The organism is Paenirhodobacter sp. (assembly GCF_041916475.1).
Lineage (GTDB): Bacteria > Pseudomonadota > Alphaproteobacteria > Rhodobacterales > Rhodobacteraceae > Rhodobacter.
This window is the reverse complement of the sequence record NZ_JAYRZN010000009.1, coordinates 14,351-34,018: the sequence shown is the minus strand read 5'-3', so window position 1 is coordinate 34,018 and position 19,668 is coordinate 14,351. Positions and strand designations below refer to the sequence as shown.

The following is a 19,668-nucleotide window of genomic DNA, read 5'->3' as shown; positions in this document are numbered from 1 at the left end:
TCTGGATCAACGCTATGCCCGAAACCTTGACAACTGCCCTGCTCGACGCCCTTCCTTTCGCCATTTTGCTGGTCAACCGGATGGAGAAGGTCGCCTGGGCCAATCCTGTGGCCCGTTCGATGTTCGGCCCGGACCTGCCGGGGCGCCCCTTCGTGACGGTGCTGCGACAGCCCTCGATCGGCGAAGCGCTCGAAGCGGCGCTCGCTCAGGGCGCGCCGGGGCAGGTGCGCGCGCGGTTGACGGCGGGCGGGCGCGAGATCGCGGCGCTGGCCACGGTAGCCCCCTTGCCGCAGGATGCGGATCTGCGGATGCCCGAGGGCGGCGCGATGGTGGTGATCGAGGATGTCACGGCCGTCGAGGATGCGGAGGCGATGCGGCGCGATTTCGTCGCGAATGTCAGCCACGAGCTGCGCACGCCGCTGACCGCATTGATGGGTTTCATCGAGACGCTGCGCGGCGCGGCGCGCGACGACCCCGCCGCGCGGGACCGGTTCTTGTCGATCATGGAGCGCGAGGCCGCGCGGATGAACCGCCTGGTGGGCGATCTGCTGTCGCTGAGCCGGGTGGAGGCCGAGGAGCGGCGCCGGCCGACGGCGGAGGTCGATCTGACGGCGGTGCTGAAAGGGGCGGTCCAGACCCTGCAACCGGCTGCGGAGGCGCAGAAGGTGGCGCTGATCCGCGAGGGCGCCGAGGGCCGCCTGCCGGTACAGGGCGACCCCGATCAGCTGACCCAGGTCTTTGCCAACCTCGTGGAAAACGCGATCAAATACGGCGGCGCCGGGGGCGAGGTGCGCATCAATGTCTCGCGGATCGCGCATGAGCCGGTGTTGCGGGGGGCGGCGCTGAAGGTCGAGGTGATCGACCGGGGCGAGGGGATCGAGGAGATCCACCTGCCGCGCCTGACCGAGCGCTTCTACCGGGTGGATACCCACCGCTCGCGCGAGCAGGGGGGCACGGGGCTGGGGCTTGCCATTGTGAAACACATCGTCGCGCGCCATCGCGGCCGGCTGAAGATCGAGAGCGAGAAGGGCAAGGGGTCGCGCTTCATCGTCCTGCTGCCGGCGATCTGAGGATCAGTTCGACGCGGTCCGGTAGATGAAGCCATAGGTCGGGTAGACGTCGCCGAGCGTATTCGGCAGCGTTTCCACGCGCACGGCCGACCAGTCGTTCTTGGCCGAGACATCGACCACGGCCATGTTCTGCGAGACCTTGTTGCGGTGCCAGTTCGCATGGTCGATCAGGATCTTGCGCGGGCTGACCACGCGCGACACAACGGCGACATGGCCCATCGGCATCTTGCGGGTGCCGCGGAAATTCAGCACCGAGCCGACCACGGGCCGCTTGCCCTTGGCATAGACGCCCTCTGCCTTGTCCCACCAGGTCTTGGCATTGCCGCTCAGGTTGATGCCGCTGACTTCACGGGCGAAGGGCACGCACCAGATGCGGCCGCTGCGCTGGTTCACGGCGGAGCTGCGCGCGACGGCGGCTTTCAGATCCGAAGGATCGAGCGAAGCGAGGCGGAGTTCATCCTCCCGCGCGGCGGCCTTTTTCGGCGCGACGAAGGTCGACTGCGCGAAAACGGGGCTGACATGCGCGATGGTTGCAAGGCCGATGAACGATGCGACGAGCTGCGCTTTGAAACCCATTCCTGTCCCTCTTGGATCCATTCTGGACGCCGTTATCCCGGGAATGTGTTTCAGATTTCGTGAACGTTGCAAACGGGCCACGGTCTGCCTGCGCGGGTTTCGGCCAGTGCATTGCAACCGTCGGCAGAAACCCGCCGACAATCGCCGTCAGAAGCTGTTCCGCTCGTGATAGGTGCGCAGGAAAGACTGGATCCGGGGGTCCTCCGGGTGCTGGAGAATCGCTGCGGGTGCATCTATCCCCACCAGCTCGCCCTTTTCCATGAAGGCGACGGAATCGGCCACATGGGCGGCAAAGCCCATTTCATGGGTCACGACCACCATGGTCATGCCCTCGGCCGCCAGCGCCTTCATCACGTTCAGCACCTCGCCCACCAGTTCCGGGTCCAGTGCCGAGGTCGGCTCATCGAACAGCATCAGCTTCGGCTCCATCGCGATCGCGCGCGCGATCGCTACCCGTTGCTGCTGCCCGCCCGAAAGCCGCGAGGGGTGGTTCTGCATCCGGTCCGCGAGGCCCACCTTGGTGAGCGCCTGGGCGGCGCGGGCCTCGGCCTCGGCCCGCGCCATGCCGCGCACCCGGATCAGCCCCTCGGCCACATTGCCAAGCGCGGTCATGTGCGGCCACAGGTTGAATTGCTGGAACACCATGCCGATGCCGCGGCGCATCTCGCGCAAGCGGCGGGCCGACATCTTCTTGCCGGGGGTATCGTAGCCGATCAGCTGGCCGTCGATCCGAACCTCGCCGGAATCGTATTCCTCCAGGAAATTGATGCAGCGCAGCAAGGTGGACTTGCCCGAACCGGAGGGCCCGATCAGGCAGGTGACCTTCCCGGGCGCGATCGACATGTCGATGTCTTTCAGCGCGTGAAACGGGCCGTAATACTTGTTTACTTTTCGGATCTCGACAGCGGAGGCGGTGGAGGCGGCGTCAGCCATGTCAGGTCCTCGGGGTCAGGTGTTGGGTAATATGCGCCTCCAGCCGGCGGCCGGTGCGCGAGATGGCCTCGACCAGCAGCCAGAAGAACAGCGCCAGCGCGAGATTGGTTTCGACGTAGCGGAAGGTCTCCGCCCCCATCCGGCCGACCTGATACATCAGCTCGGGGACGGTGATGATCGACAAGATCACGGTTTCCTTGGTCAGGATGATCGAGAAATTCACCAGCGCGGGCAGCGCCGAGACCAGCCCCACCGGCAGCAGGATGCGCCGCACGATGGTGGGCTCGGTCATGCCGATGGCGCGGGCGGCCTCGATCTGGCCTTTGGGCACGGCGTTGAAGGCCGAGCGGAAGATTTCGGCATAATAGGGCGAGCCATAGAGCGTCAGCCCGAGGATCCCCGCCGGGATCGGATCGAGCAGCAGCCCGATCATCGGGCCGCCGTAATACAGCACGAACAGCTGCACCAGGAACGGCGTGCCCCGGATCACCTCGATATAGGCGCGCAAGAGCCACAGCACCGGGCGCGGCGCGTGGCGCTGGATCAGCGCGATCACCAGCCCGAGCGCCATCGACAGCACTGCCCCCATCGCCCAGCAGAATACCGTCATGGCAAAGCCCTGCAGCAGCGCGGGGCCGTATTGGCGGAAGGTCTCGATCATCACACGGTCATCCTGCGTTCGAGGAAGCGCCCCAGTGCTGCCAGGCACAGGTTGATCGCCAGATAGAGGCAGGCGGCGGCGAGATAGACTTCCAGCGGGCGGAAAGTGGTGGCGGCTTCGGCCTGGCTCGCGCGGGTGATCTCCATGATCCCCACCACGGAGACGAGCGACGACGCCTTCACCAGCAAGATCAGCTCGTTCACCAGCGCGGGCAGCGACATCACCACCGCCTGCGGCAGGATGATCCGCATCCATTGGGTGACGGGCGCCATGCCGATGGCGGCGGCGGCTTCCGTCTGGCCCTTCGGCAGGGCGGCGATGGCGCCGCGCCAGATTTCGGAGATATAGGCGCTGGCGCAGATCCCCACCGTGACCACGGCCGCGACCATGGCGGGCACATCCACGCCCACCACCGGCAGCAGGTAATACACCAGCAGAAGTTGCACCAGCAGCGGCACGCCGCGCAGGAAGCTGACCCACAGAGCGGCGAAGCGGCGCAGCGCGGGGGCGGGCGAGAGGCGCGCGGCGCAGATCAGCGTGCCGATCACGAGGCCAAGCGCGATGCCCAGCACCGAAACCGCCAGCGTGAAATGCGCAGCCCCCAGCAGCGGGCCGAAGCTGTTCAGGAAGGTCGTCCAGGAAAACATCGCGAGGGTCCTTCGGAGGCGGGCGGGTTGCCCCGCCCGCGGCCGGTCATTTCGCCGGAACGTCGAGCGGCAGTTCGGTGTAGCTGCCCAGCCATTTCTCCTGGATCGCCTTCACGCGGCCATCGGCGGTCATCTTCTTCAGCGCGTCATTGACGGCCGCGACGAAGGAGGCGCTTTCGGCATCCTTGCGCATCACCCAGGCGAAATACTTGTGCTCGCCGAAGGTCGCGGGCTGGAGCAGCGCGAAGGTCTCGCCGCGTTGCTTGACCAGGTAGGACAGGTTCGGCAGCGAGCCCGCCACCGCATCGAGCCGCCCGGCCGCGAGGTCCGCATAGGCCTCGTCGGTGGTGCCGTATTCCTTGACGGTGGCGCCACCGAGGCCATCGGCAAAGGCGCTCAGCGCGCGGAACTGCGCAGTGCCCTGCTGCACGCCGACGCGCTTGCCCTTGATGTCCTCGGGCTTCTGGATCGCGTCCGAGCGGGTGGAGCGCACCAGCGCCACCGTCGCATCGGCGATCGGCAGGCCGAAGGAATAGCGCTCGAGCCGCTCGGAGGTGATGGTCACCGGGGCGATGATGATGTCGAATTTCTTCACTTCCAGCCCGGGCAGTTCGGCCGTCCAGGGGATGTCCTGATAGACCGGGGTCAGGCCGAGCTCTTTGGAAACTTCGTCGAACAGGTCCTTGGTGATGCCCTGGTAGGTGCCGTCGACGACCATGTCGAAGGGCGCGTAATGCATGTCCGTCGCGGTGACGATCTTGCCCGCGGCTTTCATGTCGGCCAGCTGGTCGGCCATCGCCGGGGAGGCGAGCGCGAGGCCGAAGAGCGCGGCCTTGAGCGTGGTGCGGATGTTCATGTCTTTCTCCTGTTGGTCGGGTTGTCGTATCAGGCCTTGCCCTCAAGCCCTGCCGCGGCGGCGGCAGAGGCTCCGGGAATGCGCATCTCGAAGGTCTCCGAAATGGCGGTGTAATCGTAATAGCCCATCCGCGCGAGGGGGCGGATGCGGGCGTAATCGAGCTTGCCCTCCGGGGTCAGCACGCTGTCGCGGACATGGATATGCACCACCTCGCCATAGACGATATCGACCCAGCCGTGGTGCGACCGGCCGGGCAGGCGGTGAGTGCTGAGGTAGCGGCATTCGAAATGCGCGGGGCTTTCGGCCACGCGCGGCCCCGGGGCCTCGATGCAGGGCTCCGCCCTGACGCCCGCGCGCAGGAATTCGTCGTCGCCCTCGGGCCATTCTGCGGCCGAAATGTTCACCGCCTCGCGCAGGTCCCAGGTGGCCATGTTCCACACGAACCAGCCGGTTTCTTCGGCGTTCACCACGCTGTGCTTGCGGCGCCCGTCGGAATAGGGATTCGCGGCAAACATCACCATCGGCGGATCGAAGGTCAGGTTCTGCCACTGGCTGTAGGGCGCCAGATTGGGCACGCCCGAGGGCGAGAGGGTGGAAATCCAGCCGATCGGCCGGGGCACGGTGCAGGCCTTGAACGGCGAATAGGGCAGCGGGCAGGCCTCACGGCCAGGGGCATAATGCATAGTTCTCTCCTGTTGGATGGCGGCCGGGGTCATGCCCGGCCGGTCGTTCGCTCTTGTCAGCCGAGGATGCCGGGCAGGTTCAGCCCGTGCTCCCGCGCGCAATCGATCGCAATCTGGTAGCCCGCATCGGCATGGCGCATCACGCCGGTGGCCGGGTCGTTCCACAGCACGCGGGCGATGCGGGCATCGGCCTCTTCGGTGCCGTCGCAGCAGATCACCATGCCCGAATGCTGGCTGAAGCCCATGCCCACGCCGCCGCCGTGATGCAGGCTCACCCAGGTCGCGCCGGAGGCCGTGTTCAGCAGCGCATTCAGCAAGGGCCAGTCCGATACGGCATCGGAGCCGTCGCGCATGGCTTCGGTTTCGCGGTTCGGGCTCGCGACGGAGCCGCTGTCGAGGTGGTCGCGCCCGATCACGATCGGCGCCTTCAACTCACCGTTGCGCACCATTTCGTTGAACGCAAGGCCCAGCTTGTGGCGCAGCCCGAGGCCCACCCAGCAGATCCGCGCGGGCAAGCCCTGGAACGAGATGCGCTCGCGCGCCATGTCGAGCCAGTTGTGCAGATGCGGATCGGCGATCAGCTCCTTCACCTTGGCGTCGGTCTTGTAGATGTCTTCCGGGTCGCCCGAGAGCGCGGCCCAGCGGAACGGCCCGATCCCGCGGCAGAACAGCGGCCGGATGCAGGCCGGCACGAAGCCCGGGAAGGCGAAGGCGCGCTCGAAGCCCTCTTCCAGAGCCATCTGGCGGATGTTGTTGCCATAGTCGATCGTGGGCACGCCCATGTCGTGGAAGGCGACCATCGCCTCCACCTGGTTGCGCATCGAGGCCCGGGCGGCCTTTGCCACGCCTTTCGGATCGCTCTCCTGCTTCGCGCGCCATTCGGCCACGGTCCAGCCCTGCGGCAGATAGCCATGCACCGGATCGTGCGCGGAGGTCTGGTCGGTCACGATATCGGGGCGGATGCCGCGCTTCAGCAGATCGTTGAACACATCGGCCGCATTCGCGATCAGCGCGACGGATTTCGCCACGCCCGCCTTGGTCCAGCCGTCGATCATGTCCAGCGCCTCGTCGAGGCTGTGGGTCTTCTCGTCCACATAGCGGGTGCGCAGGCGGAAATCGGCGCGGGTCTCGTCGCATTCCACGGCGAGGCAGCTCGCCCCCGCCATCACCGCCGCCAGCGGCTGCGCGCCGCCCATGCCGCCGAGGCCGCCGGTGAGGATCCACTTGCCCTTCAGGTTGCCCTCGTAATGCTGGCGCCCCGCCTCCACGAAGGTCTCGTAGGTGCCCTGCACGATGCCCTGCGCACCGATATAGATCCACGAGCCGGCCGTCATCTGGCCGTACATGGCCAGACCCTTCTTATCCAGCTCGTTGAAATGGTCCCAGTTGGCCCAGTTTGGTACCAGGTTCGAGTTCGCAATCAACACGCGCGGCGCGTCCTTGTGGGTGCGGAACACGCCCACCGGCTTGCCCGATTGCACCAGCAGCGTCTCGTCCGCCTCCAGCTTCTTCAGCGTCTCGACGATCAGGTCGAAGTCCTTCCACGTCCGCGCGGCGCGGCCGATGCCGCCATAGACCACCAGCTCATGCGGGCGCTCGGCCACGTCGGGGTGCAGGTTGTTCATCAGCATGCGCAGCGGCGCTTCGGTGAGCCAGCTTTTCGCATTCAGCTCGGTGCCGGTCGGCGGGTAGATGTCGCGGCTGTTGTGGCGCGGGTTGTCCATGATGTCTCCCTTCGGTCAGGCCAGCATCTGGCCGGAAATGATGATGCGCTGGATCTCGGAGGATCCTTCGTAGATGCGCATGATGCGCAGGTCCCGGACGATCCTCTCCACGGGAAAGTCTCGGGTATAGCCATAGCCGCCGTGGATCTGCAGCGCGGTATCGGCGATTTTCCCGGCGGCTTCGGAGGCCGCGAGCTTCGCCATCGCCGAAGCCAGGCTGAACCGCGCGCCGGTGTGATGGGCCAGGTCGCGCTGCCGGGCCGCGTCTTGGGCGAGGAGCAGCGCCTGCTGCCAGGCCAGGCCCATATCGGCGATCATCCAGCGGATGCCCTGCCTGTCGGCGAGCGCCGCGCCGCCTATGACGCGCTCCTTCGCATAATTGATCGCGGCCTTCATCGCGGCTTCGGCAAGGCCGAGGCACTGCGCCGCGACCTCGATCCGGCCGTTGTCCAGCACCTTCATCGCGGTGCGGAACCCGGTGCCTTCCGCGCCCAGCAGGGCGCCTTCGGGCAGCGTGATGTCGATGTTCAGCGTGAACACATGGCCGCCCTTCAGGCCCATGGTGCGCTCGGGCTGGCCCGGCTCGAGCCCCGGCGTGCCCTTCGGCACGATGAAGGCCGAGATGCCGCGGTGGCCCTTGTCCGGGTCCGTCACCGCATAGAGCACGATGAAATCCGCCACTCCCCCGTTGGAGATGAAGCACTTCGTGCCGCGGATGTGCCAGCCGGTTTCGGTGCGGCGGGCGCGGGTTTTCATGTCGGCCGGGTCCGAGCCTGCCGTGGGCTCGGTGAGGGCGAAGGCACCGAGAAGCCCCTCGGCGGCCTTGGGCAGCCATTCGGCCTTTTGCGCCTCGGTGCCGCCCAGCAGGATGGAATCCGTCGCGAGGTAATGCGCGGTGAGTGCCGAGGCGGTGGAGCCGCAGGCCCCCGCCACGATCGCCACCGCCCGGAGCAGCGCCTGCGCCGAAATGCCGGAGCCGCCGTAGCTTTCGGGCAGGTTCGCGCCCAGCATCCCCGCCTCGGTCAGAACGCCGAGCTGGCTGTGCACGAAGGCTGCGGTCTCATCCGTGCGCGCGGCTTCGGGCGCGATCTTCTCGGCCGCGATGCGCTCCAGCACCTCGCAGAACAGCGCCTCTTCCTCGCTCAGCATATGCCAGGGGGTCATGCCGGGATCTCCAGTCCGAATTCTGCCGCCACCGCCGCCAGATCCGCGCCGAGGGCGGGGGCGGGGGCCGTGGCCACGGGTTTTTCGCCATCGAAACGCACCGGCTGGCCCACCACCGGGGTGCCGGCCAGATCGCTCACGAGGCCGCGCGCCTGCGCCTGCGGGCTCGCCGCCGCTTCGGCGATGCTCAGGATCGGGGACGCAGGCAGGCCCGCGCCGCTCAGCGCCGCCACCGCCACCGCCGTGGATTGCCCGCGCGACCAGGCCTCGATCATCGCCTTCACCGCGGGCTCATGCGCGGTGCGGCTCTCATCGGTGGCATAGCGCGGGTCCTCGGCCGCCTCCGGCGCCCCGATCAGCGCGCACAGCCGGGCGAACTGGCGGTCGTTGAGCACGCAGATTACCACCTGGCCATCCTGCGTGGCATAGCAGCCGAAGGGGGTGGAGAGCGGGTGGCGGTTGCCCACCCGCTGCGGCAGCACGCCCGCATACATCTGCAGCGCATGGCTGGTGGTGAGCATGGAGAACAGCGCGTCATGCATCGCCACGTCCAGCGTCGCGCCCACGCCGGTACGGGCGCGGTTCACCAGCGCCGCCATGATCGACCAGCTGCCGAACAGGCCCGCGATCAGGTCTGCGACGCTCTCGCCGGTTTTCAGCGGCGCGCCGCCTTCCTCGCCGGTCGCGGCCATCAGCCCCGACATCGCCTGCACCACGATGTCATAGGCGGGCAGGTCGCGGCAGGGGCCATCCTGGCCGAAGCCGGAGATGGAGCAATAGATCAGGCCCGGGTTCGCTGCGCGCAGAGTGGCGGCGCCGAGGCCCAGCCGCTCCGCCACGCCGGGGCGGAAATTCTCGACCACCACATCCACCTGCGCCGCGATCGCCTGCGCCATCGCCAGATGCGCGGGCTCTTTCAGATCCAGCGCGACGGAGCGCTTGCCGCGGTTGTTGAGCGTGAAGAGCGCGCTCTCGCCTGCGCGGAACGGGCCGACATGGCGGTAATCATCGCCCGCGGGCGGCTCCAGCTTGATCACCTCGGCGCCGAGGTCCGCCAGCAGCGCCGTGCAATAGGGGCCCGCCAGCACGCGCGACAGGTCCAGCACCCGGATCCCGGCCAGCGGCTTCATGCCAGCACCGGCGCCAGGGCTTCGAGCGCGCGCAGGATCTCGGCCAGCGGCTTGCGCAGCTTTGCGGCCTTGTCCTCGTCATAGGCGAAGGGGGGCGCCTCGGATGCCAGATGGGTCGCCTGTGCGAGCTCCATCTGGATCGCATGCACGCCGGTGCCGGGCTGGCCATAATGCCGCGTGGTCCAGCCGCCCTTGAAGCGCCCGTTCAGCACCGAGGAATAGGCCGTGGCCGCGCAGATGTCGCGCACGGTGGCCTCGATGCGCGGATCGCAGGTGGTGCCGAGATTGGTGCCGATGTTGAAATCGGGCAGCGTGCCCGGGAACAGGAACGGGATATGGCTGCGGATCGAATGGCAGTCATAGAGGATCGCCACACCATGGCGCGCCTTCACCCGGGCGATTTCAGCCGCGACGGCCGCATGATAGGGCGCATGACAGGCCGCCAGCCGCCGCTGCACCTCCGCCGCATCGGGGGCTTCGGTCCAGATCGGCTCGCCGTCAAAATCGGTGAGCGGCACCAGCCCGGTGGTGTTCTGGCCGGGATAGAGGCTCTCGTCCTCGGGGCCACGGTTCGCGTCGATCACATAGCGGTGGAAAGTCGCGCGGACGGTCGTCACCCCGGGCAGCAGCCCGGCATAGAGCCGCTCCACGTGCCAGTCGGTATCGGCGAGCATCTGGCCGCGCGCGTTCAGCCGCGCGAAGATTTCGGGCGGCAGCCAGGTGCCGGTATGCGGCAGGCCGAGGATGACGGGGCTGTCGCCCTGTTCGACGAGGACGGGTGTCATGCGACCTCCGGCAGAAGCTGGGCGGGCAGGGCTGCGAGCAGCGCGCCCGAATGGATCAGGCCGGCCGCGGCGGCGAGGTCCGGGGCCATGTAGCGGTCCTGGCCGAGGGCGGGGATATCGGCGCGCAGCCGCGCGATTACGGCCTGGAGCGGCGCCGAAGTTTGCAACGGCGCGCGGAACTCCACCCCTGCGCAGGCGCAGAGCGCCTCGATCCCGAGGATATGGGCGAGGTTCGCGTTCATCCGCCGCAGCCTGCGCGCGCCATGGGCGGCCATCGAGACATGGTCCTCCTGGTTCGCGGAGGTGGGGGTGGAATCGGTGGAGCAGGGCGTGGCGAGGTGCTTGTTCTCGCTCATCAGCGCGGCGGAGGTGACCTCGGCGATCATCAGGCCGGAGTTCAGCCCCGGCGCCGGGGTGAGGAAGGCGGGCAGGCAATGGTTCAGCGCCGGGTCCACCATCAGCGCCACGCGCCGCTGCGCGATCGCGCCGATTTCGGCAATGGCCAGCGCGATCTGGTCCGCGGCGAAGGCCACGGGCTCGGCATGGAAGTTGCCGCCCGAGACGATGCGGTCCTCGGAGGTCAGCACCAGCGGGTTGTCGGTCGCGGCATTGGCCTCGATCTCCAGCGTGCCGGCGGCCTGGCGCAGCAGGTCGATGCAGGCGCCGGTCACCTGCGGCTGGCAGCGGATGCAATAGGGGTCCTGCACGCGGGTATCGCCCTCGCGGTGGCTCTCGCGGATCTCGGATCCGGCCATCAGCGCGCGGATCGTGCGCGCGGCGAGGATCTGGCCGTGGTGGCCGCGCAGGGTGTGGATCTCGTCGAGGAAGGGCGCGGTGGAGCCCATGATCGCATCGGTCGAGAGCGCGGAGGTGACAAGCGCGTTCGAGGCCGCGCGCAGCGCCTCGAACAGGCCCGCCAGTGCGAAAGCGGTGGAGACCTGGGTGCCGTTGATGAGCGCGAGGCCTTCTTTGGCGGCCAGCGTCACCGGCGCGAGGCCCGCGGCCGCCAGCGCTTCGGCGCTTGGCATTTCCTGCCCGCGGTAGCTGGCGCGGCCCTCGCCGAGCATCGCTGCCGCCATATGCGCGAGCGGCGCGAGATCGCCCGAAGCCCCGACCGAACCCTGCGACGGGATCACCGGCAGCACGCCCTTTGCCAGCATCGCCTCCAGCAGCGCGACCACTTCGGGCCGCACGCCCGAGGCGCCGCGCCCGAGCGACAGCAGCTTCAGCACCAGGATCAACCGCACCGTCTCCGGCTCCACCGGCTCGCCCACGCCGCAGCAATGCGACAGGATCAGGTTGCGCTGCAGCGTTGCGGTATCTTCGGGGGCGATCTTGATCGAGGCGAGCTTGCCGAAGCCGGTGTTCACGCCATAGACAGGCTCCGATCCGGCGGCGGCCGCGGCGATGCGCGCGGCGGAGGCGGCGATGCCGGGGTGGGCGCTCTCGTGCAGCCGCACCGCCAGCCCTTCGCGCCAGACGCGCTCCAGCTGCGCGAGGGTGGTTTCTCCGGGGGTGAGGATCAGCTCAGACAAATTCGCCTCCAAGGACGCGGGCATGAAGCGGGTTGAAGCCGATGCGGTAAGACAGCTCGGCCGGATGGGTGACGTTCCAGATCGCCAGATCGGCGCGCAGGCCCGGGGCGAGCACGCCGCGATCGGCCAGCCCGAGCGCGCGGGCGGCCGTGCGGGTAACGCCGGTCAGGCATTCGGTGGGCGTCAGCCGGAACAGCGTGGCGCCCATGTTCAGCGTGAGCAGCAGCGAGGTCAGCGGCGAGGTGCCCGGGTTGCAATCGGTGGCGAGCGCAATCGGCACGCCGGCCGCGCGCATTTCGGCGATCGGGGGGAATTGCGTCTCGCGCAGCGTGTAGAAGGCGCCGGGCAGCAGCACGCCCACCGTCCCTGCGGCGGCCATGGCGGCCACGCCATCGGGCCCCAGATATTCGATATGGTCGCAGGAGAGCGCGCCATGCCGCGCCGCCATCGCCGCGCCGCCCAGATCGGAGAGCTGCTCGGCATGGAGCTTCACCGGCAGCCCGAGCGCCCGGGCATGGGCGAAGATCGCCTCCATCTCGGCCACCGAAAAGGCGATCCCCTCGCAGAAGCCGTCGACCGCGTCGATCAGCCCCTCGGCATGGGCGCGGTCCATGCCCGCGATCACCACGTCGCGGATATAGCCCGCGCGGTCAGCGGCATATTCGGGCGGCAGCGCATGGGCCGCGAGCCAGGTGGTGACAACGCTCACCTTCCGCACCCGGCCGATCTCGCGCGCCGCGCGCAGCATGCGCAGCTCGGTCTCGAGATCGAGGCCATAGCCCGATTTGATCTCCAGCGTGGTCACGCCCTCGGCCAGCAGCGCATCGACCCGGGGCAGGGCGGAGGCCACCATCTGCCCGAGATCGGCTGCGCGGGTGGCACGCACGGTGGACAGGATGCCGCCGCCTGCGCGGGCGATATCCTCATAGGAGGCGCCTTCGAGGCGCATCTCGAACTCGCGCGCGCGGTCTCCGCCGAAGATCACATGGGTGTGGCAATCGATCAGCCCCGGCGTCACCAGCCGCCCGCCCAGATCGGTGAAATCCGACCCGGGCGGCAGCGCCGACATCGGCCCGATGGCTGCGATTCTGTCGCCGTCGAGCGTGATGGCGGCCTGCTCCATGAGGCCATAACCGCCTGATTCCGCATCCATCCGCGCGATGGTCGCATTGCCGAGAATGTGCATCTCCATCAGCCCCGCATTGATTTTCGTGCGCTAATATGTTTAGACTTAGTTGTGCCGTATGTCTAAAGGTAATTGCGTCTGGCAAGCAAAATCCGGACGCACCGACAAGGAGAGCTGAGCGATGACTGTGCTGTGGGCGGAACGGGCGCTTTTGCCTGGTGGCTGGGCGGAAAATGTACGGGTGCGCCTGTCCGCGGCGGGGCGAATCGCGGACGTCATTGCAGGTGCCGCGCCGGAGGGGGAGCGAGTCGGGCTGCTGCTGCCGGCGATGGCGAACCTGCATTCGCATGCGTTCCAGCGCGCGATGGCGGGCCTGAGCGAGGCAAAGGGCCCCGAACCGCGCGACACGTTCTGGACCTGGCGGCAGATCATGTACCGCTTCCTCGATCACCTCACGCCCGAGGATGTGGAGGTGATTGCGGCGCTGGTGCAGATGGAGATGCTGGAGGCGGGCTATGCCACCAATGTGGAGTTCCACTACCTGCATCACCGCCCGGGCGGCGCGGTCTATGACAATATCGGCGAGATGAGCGCCCGGATCGCGGCGGCGGCGGCGCGCACCGGCATCGGCCTGACGCTCCTGCCCGTGCATTATCAGTTCGGCGGCTGCGACGGGCGCGCGCTCGGGCCCGGGCAGGCGCGCTTGGGCACCACGCCCGAGGCTTTCGCGCGGCTGGTGGAGGCGGCCGAAGCGGCCATTGCGGGGCTGCCCGATGCCGGGATCGGGATTGCGCCGCATTCGCTGCGTGCGGTCTCGCCCGAGGCGCTGGCCTTCTGCGCGGGGCTGCGCCCGGGCCGGCCGATGCATATGCACCTGGCCGAACAGGTGCCCGAGATCGAGGAAGTGCGCGCCGCCTATGGCCTGCGCCCGGTGGAATGGGTGCTGGAGACCCTGCGCCCCGATGCGCGCTGGACGTTCATCCACTTGACCCACATGACCGAGGACGAAACCCGGCGGCTGGCGCAGACGGGCGCGGTGGCGGGGCTGTGCCCGATCACGGAATCGAGCCTTGGCGACGGCATTTTCAACGGCACGCAATGGGCCGAAGCGGGCGGGCGGCTGGGCTTCGGCTCCGACAGCAACATCCGCATCAGCCTGACAGAGGAGCTGCGCACGCTGGAATACAGCCAGCGCCTGCGCGACCGCGCGCGCGCCATCTATGCCACGCGCGCTTCCTCCACCGGCCGGGTGATCTACGAGGCAGGCCTCGCGGGCGGGGCCGCTGCGGCGGGGCGCGAGACCGGGGCGATTGCGCCGGGGCTCTGGGCCGATCTCTGTGCCGTCGATCTGGCCAATCCGGTGATGGAGGGGCGGGCGGGCGACACGCTGCTCGACAGCCTGATCTTCGCCGGGCACGATGGCCTCGTGCGCGATGTCTGGGCGGCGGGGCGGCATGTGGTGCGCGACGGGCAGCATATGGACCGCGCCCGCATCATCGGCGATTATCGCGCCTGTATCCGCAGATTGCAGGAGAGGCTGTGACCGAACGTCCCGCACTTCCGGCTGCCGCGAAGGCGGTGTCGATCGCAACCGAGGTGCGCCGCCGCATCGTGGAGAAAGAGTGGCGCCAGGGCGACCGCATCCCCGATGAGGCGGAGCTGGCGGTGGAGTTCGGCGTGGCGCGGGCGACGGTGAACAAGGCGCTGCAACTGCTGGCGGAGGAGGGCCTGCTGGACCGCCGCCGCCGCGCGGGCACGCGTGTGGCGATAAACCCGGTGCGCAAGGCCACGCTCTCGATCCCGATCGTGCGCGAGCAGGTCGAGGGGGCGGGCATGACCTACAGCCACCGCGTCGTCGCGCAGCGCCGCAGCCCCGTGCCCGAAGCCATCGCCGCGCGGCTGCGGCTGCCGGAGGGCACGCCGCTGATCCATCTGCGCGAGGTGCACTACGGCGACCGCAAGCCGTTCCAGCTGGAGGACCGCTGGATCAACCCTGTCGCCGTGCCCGGGATCGAGGAGGTGGATTTCCACCATCTGAACGCCAATGAATGGCTGGTGCGCAACGCGCCCTACTTCCGCGCCGAGCTGGATTTTTCGGCCTGCAATGCGGATGGGCGCGATGCGCGGCTGCTGGAAATCCGGCAGGGGCAGGCGCTCCTGATCCTGAACCGGACCACCTGGAACGACCTTGGCGCGATCACCACGGTGCGGCTGGCGTTCCATCCCGGATATGTGCTGATGGCAGGTATCTGACTTTCCTTTGTGCGCGCAGGGGCTACATTGGCCCCGGTGCAACAGGAGGTTCCGATGCAAAAGCGTATTCTTGGCAACAGCGGCCTGACGATCGCGCCGCTGGTGTTCGGCGGCAATGTCTTTGGCTGGACCATCGACGAAAAGGCCAGCTTCGCGGTGCTGGATGCGTTCGTCGACCATGGGTTCGATACGATTGATACGGCCGATGTCTATTCGCGCTGGAAGCCGGGCAATGCGGGCGGCGAATCGGAAACGCTGATCGGACGCTGGCTCGCCGCGCGGCCGGGCATGCGCGAGCGGGTGAAGATTTTCACCAAGGTCGGCTCCGACATGGGCGCGGGCAAGGGGCTCTCGGCAGCCTGGATCGAGACCGCGGTGGAGGCCTCTCTGCGCCGGCTGGGCGTGGCGGAGATCGACCTCTATTTCTCGCACTGGCCCGATCCGGAGGTGACGCATGAAGAAACGCTCGGCGCCTATGCGCGGTTGCTGAAGGCGGGCAAGATCCGCGCGATCGGCGCGTCCAATTACGATGCGGCGCTGCTGGCGGAGGCGCTCGCGGCCTCGGGCGCGCAGGGGCTGCCGCGCTACAGCGTGCTGCAGCCCGAATACAACCTCTATGACCGTGACGCGTTCGAGGGCCCGCTGGCGGAGCTGTGCCGGCGCGAGAACATCGGCGTGGTCACCTATTTCAGCCTGGCCTCCGGGTTCCTCTCGGGCAAGTACCGCTCCACCGAGGACCTGATGGGCAAGGCCCGCAGCGAGCGCCTGGGCAAATACATGAACCCGCGCGGCATGGCGGTGCTGGATGCGCTCGATCATGTGGCGGGGGGGCATAATGTGCTTCCGGCCGAGGTCGCGCTGGCCTGGCTGATGGCAAAGCCTGCCGTCACCGCGCCGATCGCCTCGGCGACCTCGCCCGCGCAGGTGGAGAGCTTCGCCCGGGCGGCGGCGCTGCGCCTGAGCGCGGAGGATATCGCGGAGCTGGACCGGGCCGGGGCGGCCCTCGCCGTCTAGGCGATCAGCGGCCGCGCGAGGCCCCCGGTGAGCGTCAGCGCATCGCCGGGGGCGAGCACCACCATCATCCCGCGCTTGCCGCCATTGATGACCACGCGGTCATGGCCCATCGCGGTTTCCTCGAAGGCCGTGGGCGTGCGCGCACGCTGGCCGAAGGGGCTGATGCCGCCGGTGTGATAGCCGGTCAGGCGCTCCGCCTTCGGCGGCGGCATCATCTGCGCGGATTTCGCCCCGAAAGCCGCGGCCACCTTCTTCATCGACAGCGTCTGATCCGACGGGATCACGCAGCAGGCCGGTTTGCCGTCGACCTCCACCATCAGCGTCTTCAGCACCTTCTGCGGATCGGCGCCGATCGCCTCCGCGGCATGCAGCCCGATCTGGCTCTGCCCGGAGACATAGTCGTATTCGCGCGTCTCGAAGGCGATGCCGGCCTTCGTCAGGGCGTTGGTGGCGGGGGTCTTGGTGCTCATCGGTCAGGTCTCATCTGTGCGTCGATCCAGCGCAGGATCAGGCCCACGATCTGCGCCTGCTCCTGCGCCGTCAAGGCGCGCCCCTTCGGCAGGCGGTGCCAGCGCTGCAGGCAGCCGCGGCAGCAGGTGGCGGTGGCATGCTGCGCGACGAAAACGGGGTGGCCGCGCATCGGGGTCTGCTTGCCATCATTTGCCGGAGATGCCGGGGCGAGGCGCCGGGCCACGAAATCGGCGGCATGGGCGGCCAGCGTGGCGCGCCCCTTCGCGCAGGCATAGGCGCGTTCGCGTGGCCCAAGCCGGAACCGCGCGCGGAATGTCGAGCGCGCGAGGCGCTCCAGATCATCCATCGAGCCCCGCCAGATACAGGCGTACCGCATCCTGAATATGGCGGAACCTGTCTCCGCCCAGGTGCTTTCCGCCAAACCAGCGCGTGACCACGATGAGGTGCCCGCGCACTCCCGCGCGCTCCAGCATCCGCACGATGACCATCCCCGCACCCGATTCGCCGTCATCGCTCTTCACCGGGCCATCGGGGCCGAGGAAGGCCCAGCTGTTGTGGGTGGCCTTGGCGAATTTCTTCTGGCGGCACAGCTCTGCGAGCAGGGCGCGCGCCTCGGCTTCGGATCCGCAAGGGCCGCCTGAAACCGCATATTTCGAGCCCCGGTCGGAGATGATGTTGTCCAGAATGCGCATATTTCATGGGCTAGGGCGAACCGGGCCGCGGCGCAAGGCCCGGCTTTGCGGGATTTCGGCCGATGTCACGCGGCCGTGTATTGACCGGTTTTGCTCCGCCGGGGCATCAAAATCCTACCGACAACAAAAAGAACATCGGGCAGTGTTTCATGAAAGCAGGTTTTCAGACCTCCGGCGGAGGCTTCGATTTTCTCGTGATGCGCAGGCGGCAGGGCGCCGTGGAGATCGTCTATGACGATGGCGTTGCGCGTCGCATGGTGTGGCGGGTGTGCGCGCCGGCCAATGAGGGGCATATCAGCGAGGCGCTGACGCGGGCGGCGCGTGAGGTGCGGGTGCTTCCGGCACTGTTTGCGGAGCTGCGCAAGCGGGCCATCGCAATCGAGATGGTCGCGAGCTGAGCGGCGGCGTTCGCGCTATTGAAGCCGGGGCGCAAGAAAAAAGCCGGGTGCTGTGCACCCGGCCAGGAAGAGGGCCGACAGGGGACTGCGGCACCTATCTCAATGCCAGAGGCGTTTTTCCGCCTCAGAGCGCGCCAGCGCCGGAGTGATGCCCACATCCTCCAGCAGCCGGTCGTCCAGGTGCGACAGCGCGATGCGGGTGCGGCGGGTCTCGATCCAGGTCATGACGACACGCAGCAGGCCAAAGCCCTTGCGGTTCAGGAGAGACGAGCGGCGCAGCGACAGCGACGACATGGGGACACCTTTTCTGTATTGATACAATCCAATTGTTTCGGTAATGTATCTATAAATCCATGCGTACAAACAGCGCCAGAGAAACATTGTGCCAGATACAAGTTGGAAGCCCGACCTCTCGCAACTGAACGGTCCGAAGTATCTGTCGCTGGTGCGGGCGCTGCGCGAAGGGGTGCGGCGCGGCGATCTGGCTCCGGGTGCGCGCCTGCCCACGGTGCGCGATCTGGCCTGGCGGCTGGGGGTGACCCCGGGCACGGTGGCGCGGGCCTATCAGGTGGCCACGCAGGAGGGCCTGCTGGAGGCTGCCGTCGGGCGCGGAACCTTTGTGGCGACACAACTGCGGCGGCTGGGCCCGACCGAGCCGCTGTACCGCCAACCGCTGACCGACCCGAACGACGATGACGGGGTGGTGGACCTGCGCTCGCCGCAGCTGCCCGATGTCGGGCAGACGGCGGCGCTGGCGCGGGTAATGGCGGAGGCGGCGCAGGAGGTCGGCAGCAAGTACCTCGAATACCCCGGTCTGCGCCGGGACCGGGATTGCCGCGAGGCGGTGCTCGACTGGTTCATGCATTGCTCGGTGCGCCCGATGATCGATGCGGATGATCTGGTCCTTACGCTCGGCGGGCAGAACGGCATCAATATCGTCATGCAATGCTGCCTGCGCGGCGATCGGCCGGTGGTGCTGTGCGAGGAGCTGGCCTATCCGGGGTTTCGCCATGCGGCGCGGCTGAACCGGGCCGAGGTGGTCCCGGTCGCGCTCGACGAGCAGGGGATGGTGCCCGAGGCGCTGGATGCCGCCTGCCGCCGCCATGGCGGGCAGATGGTCTGCGTGACGCCCGATGCACAGAACCCGACCACGGTGCGGATGGGCCATGAGCGGCGGATGGCGCTGATCGAGGTGGCGCGGCGCCATGACCTGCAGATCATCGAGGACGATTGCTATACAGCCCCCGTTTCCGGGCTCGACAGCCTGCGCGCGCTGGCGCCGGAGCGGGCCTGGCATGTGACCTCGCTGTCGAAGACGATTTCGGCGGGAATGCGGTTCGGTATCGTCGTCGCACCCGAAGGCATGGGCGAGGCCGGGCGGCTGACGGCGCAGCACAGCTATTTCGGCCTGCCGCGCCCGGTGACGGACATCATCACCCGGCTGTTCCGTTCGGGTGATGCGATGCGGCTGCGCCAGGCGGCGCAGGAGGTGATGAGCCGCCGGCTGCAGATGGTGGTGCAGAGCTTCGGCGACCAGGACATCGCCTGGCAGCCGGGGCTGAGCTTCGTCTGGCTGAAGATGCCGGTGGGCTGGCGTGCCTCCACCTTCACCCGCGTGGCCGAGGCCGAGGGGGTTCTGCTGCGCTCGGCGGATGAATATGTCCTGCAAGACGGCCATGCCCCGAATGCGGTGCGCATCGCGCTGGCGGGCGGCGTGCCGGAGGAGCGGTTCCAGCGCGCCATCGCGCGGCTGGGCCGGCTGCTGGAGCGGCCTCCGGGAGACCTCCCCGTCTGAACCGGCCAGACAGAGACTGCCGCATTAGCGGTCAGGCGCCGGAATCTTGCGCAGAAATACCAGACATCAAACTCTCCGCCCCCTTCCCACGGCGGAAACCATGTGCAACCTTGGCGCCGGGCGTGCTGCAAAAGGCGCGGTGCAGGGGATGGTGA

22 protein-coding genes are annotated in these 19,668 nt (G+C 68.1%); 6 read left to right on the top strand and 16 right to left on the bottom strand.

Features of this window, described 5'->3' with window-relative positions; all coding sequences use genetic code 11:
- The first annotated feature begins 14 nt into the window (after window positions 1-14).
- Entirely contained in the window at window positions 15-1,070 is a 1,056-nt protein-coding gene (locus tag ACOMG5_RS05465) for a sensor histidine kinase (protein WP_420342779.1), read from the top strand.
- Window positions 1,071-1,073: 3 nt separating this feature from the next.
- Here the strand turns inward: ACOMG5_RS05465 and ACOMG5_RS05460 are convergent, their stop codons facing one another.
- From ACOMG5_RS05460 to hutI, 12 genes are all read right to left on the bottom strand, one after another.
- Window positions 1,074-1,646: a CHAP domain-containing protein gene (locus tag ACOMG5_RS05460; RefSeq protein ID WP_420342778.1), complete on the bottom strand. Its 573-nt coding sequence runs from the start codon at window positions 1,644-1,646 to the stop codon at window positions 1,074-1,076.
- Window positions 1,647-1,793: 147 nt separating this feature from the next.
- Window positions 1,794-2,579, bottom strand: coding sequence for an amino acid ABC transporter ATP-binding protein (locus tag ACOMG5_RS05455; RefSeq protein WP_420342777.1), 786 nt, complete (start codon window positions 2,577-2,579; stop codon window positions 1,794-1,796).
- Window position 2,580: 1 nt separating this feature from the next.
- Entirely contained in the window at window positions 2,581-3,240 is a 660-nt protein-coding gene (locus tag ACOMG5_RS05450; RefSeq protein WP_420342776.1) for an amino acid ABC transporter permease, read from the bottom strand.
- On the bottom strand, window positions 3,240-3,887 hold the full coding sequence (locus ACOMG5_RS05445) for an amino acid ABC transporter permease (RefSeq protein WP_420342775.1): 648 nt from the start codon (window positions 3,885-3,887) through the stop codon (window positions 3,240-3,242). The genes ACOMG5_RS05450 and ACOMG5_RS05445 overlap by 1 nt, the downstream gene beginning before the upstream one ends.
- A 46-nt stretch (window positions 3,888-3,933) precedes the next feature.
- Complete coding sequence (locus ACOMG5_RS05440) at window positions 3,934-4,743, bottom strand: transporter substrate-binding domain-containing protein (RefSeq protein ID WP_420342774.1); 810 nt, start codon at window positions 4,741-4,743, stop codon at window positions 3,934-3,936.
- 29 nt (window positions 4,744-4,772) lie between these two features.
- Complete coding sequence (locus ACOMG5_RS05435) at window positions 4,773-5,426, bottom strand: flavin reductase family protein (RefSeq protein ID WP_420342773.1); 654 nt, start codon at window positions 5,424-5,426, stop codon at window positions 4,773-4,775.
- Window positions 5,427-5,482: 56 nt separating this feature from the next.
- The gene (hutU, locus tag ACOMG5_RS05430) at window positions 5,483-7,150 is read right to left on the bottom strand and encodes a urocanate hydratase (protein WP_420342772.1); all 1,668 of its coding nucleotides are present in this window, start codon (window positions 7,148-7,150) and stop codon (window positions 5,483-5,485) included.
- A gap of 15 nt (window positions 7,151-7,165) precedes the next feature.
- Entirely contained in the window at window positions 7,166-8,314 is a 1,149-nt protein-coding gene (locus ACOMG5_RS05425; protein WP_420342771.1) for an acyl-CoA dehydrogenase family protein, read from the bottom strand.
- Entirely contained in the window at window positions 8,311-9,444 is a 1,134-nt protein-coding gene (locus tag ACOMG5_RS05420) for a CaiB/BaiF CoA transferase family protein (protein WP_420342770.1), read from the bottom strand. Before ACOMG5_RS05420 ends, ACOMG5_RS05425 begins: the two co-directional genes overlap by 4 nt.
- A complete protein-coding gene (hutG, locus tag ACOMG5_RS05415) occupies window positions 9,441-10,229 on the bottom strand; it encodes an N-formylglutamate deformylase (protein WP_420342769.1) in 789 nt (262 codons plus the stop codon). The genes ACOMG5_RS05420 and hutG overlap by 4 nt, the downstream gene beginning before the upstream one ends.
- A complete protein-coding gene (gene hutH / locus ACOMG5_RS05410) occupies window positions 10,226-11,788 on the bottom strand; it encodes a histidine ammonia-lyase (RefSeq protein ID WP_420342768.1) in 1,563 nt (520 codons plus the stop codon). Before hutH ends, hutG begins: the two co-directional genes overlap by 4 nt.
- Entirely contained in the window at window positions 11,757-12,950 is a 1,194-nt protein-coding gene (gene hutI, locus ACOMG5_RS05405; RefSeq protein WP_420342841.1) for an imidazolonepropionase, read from the bottom strand. The genes hutH and hutI overlap by 32 nt, the downstream gene beginning before the upstream one ends.
- A gap of 121 nt (window positions 12,951-13,071) precedes the next feature.
- On the opposite strand from hutI, the gene ACOMG5_RS05400 reads away from it, so the two are divergent.
- The 3 genes from ACOMG5_RS05400 to ACOMG5_RS05390 are packed head-to-tail and all read left to right on the top strand — an operon-like array spanning window position 13,072 to window position 16,157.
- On the top strand, window positions 13,072-14,433 hold the full coding sequence (locus ACOMG5_RS05400; protein WP_420342767.1) for a formimidoylglutamate deiminase: 1,362 nt from the start codon (window positions 13,072-13,074) through the stop codon (window positions 14,431-14,433).
- Window positions 14,430-15,143: a GntR family transcriptional regulator gene (locus tag ACOMG5_RS05395; protein ID WP_420342766.1), complete on the top strand. Its 714-nt coding sequence runs from the start codon at window positions 14,430-14,432 to the stop codon at window positions 15,141-15,143. Before ACOMG5_RS05400 ends, ACOMG5_RS05395 begins: the two co-directional genes overlap by 4 nt.
- 54 nt (window positions 15,144-15,197) lie before the next feature.
- A complete protein-coding gene (locus tag ACOMG5_RS05390) occupies window positions 15,198-16,157 on the top strand; it encodes an aldo/keto reductase (protein ID WP_420342765.1) in 960 nt (319 codons plus the stop codon).
- Here ACOMG5_RS05390 and ybaK read toward each other — a convergent pair.
- From ybaK to ACOMG5_RS05375, 3 genes are read right to left on the bottom strand one after another with little or no spacing between them, the layout of a single operon-like run.
- On the bottom strand, window positions 16,154-16,627 hold the full coding sequence (ybaK, locus tag ACOMG5_RS05385; RefSeq protein WP_420342764.1) for a Cys-tRNA(Pro) deacylase: 474 nt from the start codon (window positions 16,625-16,627) through the stop codon (window positions 16,154-16,156). The two genes, ACOMG5_RS05390 and ybaK, sit on opposite strands and share 4 nt — an antisense overlap.
- Window positions 16,624-16,974: a DUF4186 domain-containing protein gene (locus ACOMG5_RS05380; protein WP_420342763.1), complete on the bottom strand. Its 351-nt coding sequence runs from the start codon at window positions 16,972-16,974 to the stop codon at window positions 16,624-16,626. The genes ybaK and ACOMG5_RS05380 overlap by 4 nt, the downstream gene beginning before the upstream one ends.
- Complete coding sequence (locus ACOMG5_RS05375; RefSeq protein WP_420342762.1) at window positions 16,967-17,320, bottom strand: YigZ family protein; 354 nt, start codon at window positions 17,318-17,320, stop codon at window positions 16,967-16,969. The genes ACOMG5_RS05380 and ACOMG5_RS05375 overlap by 8 nt, the downstream gene beginning before the upstream one ends.
- Window positions 17,321-17,382: 62 nt before the next feature.
- Here ACOMG5_RS05375 and ACOMG5_RS05370 point away from each other — a divergent pair, with 62 nt between their 5' ends.
- On the top strand, window positions 17,383-17,718 hold the full coding sequence (locus ACOMG5_RS05370; RefSeq protein WP_420342761.1) for a hypothetical protein: 336 nt from the start codon (window positions 17,383-17,385) through the stop codon (window positions 17,716-17,718).
- Window positions 17,719-17,817: 99 nt separating this feature from the next.
- On the opposite strand, the gene ACOMG5_RS05365 is transcribed toward ACOMG5_RS05370, so the two are convergent.
- Window positions 17,818-18,012 carry a DUF1127 domain-containing protein gene (locus ACOMG5_RS05365; protein ID WP_420342760.1) on the bottom strand — a complete coding sequence of 65 codons (195 nt, stop codon included), beginning with the start codon at window positions 18,010-18,012 and terminating at the stop codon, window positions 17,818-17,820.
- An 88-nt stretch (window positions 18,013-18,100) separates the two neighbouring features.
- Here ACOMG5_RS05365 and ACOMG5_RS05360 point away from each other — a divergent pair, with 88 nt between their 5' ends.
- Window positions 18,101-19,513, top strand: a complete 1,413-nt coding sequence (locus ACOMG5_RS05360; protein ID WP_420342759.1) for a PLP-dependent aminotransferase family protein — start codon at window positions 18,101-18,103, stop codon at window positions 19,511-19,513.
- The last annotated feature ends 155 nt before the right edge of the window (window positions 19,514-19,668 follow it).

Coding starts and splice junctions, on each gene's coding strand:
- ACOMG5_RS05465 (WP_420342779.1), top strand. CDS start 15: ATGCCCGAAACCTTGACAACTGCCCTGCTCGACGCCCTTCCTTTCGCC.
- ACOMG5_RS05460 (WP_420342778.1), bottom strand. CDS start 1,646: ATGGGTTTCAAAGCGCAGCTCGTCGCATCGTTCATCGGCCTTGCAACC.
- ACOMG5_RS05455 (WP_420342777.1), bottom strand. CDS start 2,579: ATGGCTGACGCCGCCTCCACCGCCTCCGCTGTCGAGATCCGAAAAGTA.
- ACOMG5_RS05450 (WP_420342776.1), bottom strand. CDS start 3,240: ATGATCGAGACCTTCCGCCAATACGGCCCCGCGCTGCTGCAGGGCTTT.
- ACOMG5_RS05445 (WP_420342775.1), bottom strand. CDS start 3,887: ATGTTTTCCTGGACGACCTTCCTGAACAGCTTCGGCCCGCTGCTGGGG.
- ACOMG5_RS05440 (WP_420342774.1), bottom strand. CDS start 4,743: ATGAACATCCGCACCACGCTCAAGGCCGCGCTCTTCGGCCTCGCGCTC.
- ACOMG5_RS05435 (WP_420342773.1), bottom strand. CDS start 5,426: ATGCATTATGCCCCTGGCCGTGAGGCCTGCCCGCTGCCCTATTCGCCG.
- hutU (WP_420342772.1), bottom strand. CDS start 7,150: ATGGACAACCCGCGCCACAACAGCCGCGACATCTACCCGCCGACCGGC.
- ACOMG5_RS05425 (WP_420342771.1), bottom strand. CDS start 8,314: ATGACCCCCTGGCATATGCTGAGCGAGGAAGAGGCGCTGTTCTGCGAG.
- ACOMG5_RS05420 (WP_420342770.1), bottom strand. CDS start 9,444: ATGAAGCCGCTGGCCGGGATCCGGGTGCTGGACCTGTCGCGCGTGCTG.
- hutG (WP_420342769.1), bottom strand. CDS start 10,229: ATGACACCCGTCCTCGTCGAACAGGGCGACAGCCCCGTCATCCTCGGC.
- hutH (WP_420342768.1), bottom strand. CDS start 11,788: ATGCCCGCGTCCTTGGAGGCGAATTTGTCTGAGCTGATCCTCACCCCC.
- hutI (WP_420342841.1), bottom strand. CDS start 12,950: ATGCACATTCTCGGCAATGCGACCATCGCGCGGATGGATGCGGAATCA.
- ACOMG5_RS05400 (WP_420342767.1), top strand. CDS start 13,072: ATGACTGTGCTGTGGGCGGAACGGGCGCTTTTGCCTGGTGGCTGGGCG.
- ACOMG5_RS05390 (WP_420342765.1), top strand. CDS start 15,198: ATGCAAAAGCGTATTCTTGGCAACAGCGGCCTGACGATCGCGCCGCTG.
- ybaK (WP_420342764.1), bottom strand. CDS start 16,627: ATGAGCACCAAGACCCCCGCCACCAACGCCCTGACGAAGGCCGGCATC.
- ACOMG5_RS05380 (WP_420342763.1), bottom strand. CDS start 16,974: ATGGATGATCTGGAGCGCCTCGCGCGCTCGACATTCCGCGCGCGGTTC.
- ACOMG5_RS05375 (WP_420342762.1), bottom strand. CDS start 17,320: ATGCGCATTCTGGACAACATCATCTCCGACCGGGGCTCGAAATATGCG.
- ACOMG5_RS05370 (WP_420342761.1), top strand. CDS start 17,383: ATGTCACGCGGCCGTGTATTGACCGGTTTTGCTCCGCCGGGGCATCAA.
- ACOMG5_RS05365 (WP_420342760.1), bottom strand. CDS start 18,012: ATGTCGTCGCTGTCGCTGCGCCGCTCGTCTCTCCTGAACCGCAAGGGC.